1 tRNA gene and 1 rRNA gene are annotated in these 221 nt (G+C 49.3%); both read right to left on the bottom strand.

From position 1 onward, the window contains the following. Nucleotides 1-74: transfer RNA gene (locus F3J38_RS27915), tRNA-Ile, on the bottom strand. Between the two features lie 74 nt (nt 75-148). After that, nucleotides 149-221 (bottom strand): 16S ribosomal RNA (locus F3J38_RS27910); the annotation flags it as partial.

Below are 221 nucleotides of genomic sequence, written 5' to 3'. Positions count from 1 at the left end.
TAGGCCTGAGTGGACTTGAACCACCGACCTCACCCTTATCAGGGGTGCGCTCTAACCACCTGAGCTACAAGCCTGTAGAGGTTTTTTCTGCTCGTTACTTTTCTATCAGACAATCTGTGTGAGCACTTCGAAGGAAGGTATCTTCAGGTAAGGAGGTGATCCAACCGCAGGTTCCCCTACGGTTACCTTGTTACGACTTCACCCCAGTCATGAATCACAAA

The sequence above is a fragment of the Candidatus Pantoea formicae genome (assembly GCF_011752625.1).
Taxonomy (GTDB): Bacteria; Pseudomonadota; Gammaproteobacteria; order Enterobacterales; family Enterobacteriaceae; genus Pantoea; species Pantoea formicae.
The sequence above is the reverse complement of the archived record's forward strand: the minus strand, read 5'-3'. Positions and strand labels throughout refer to the sequence as shown.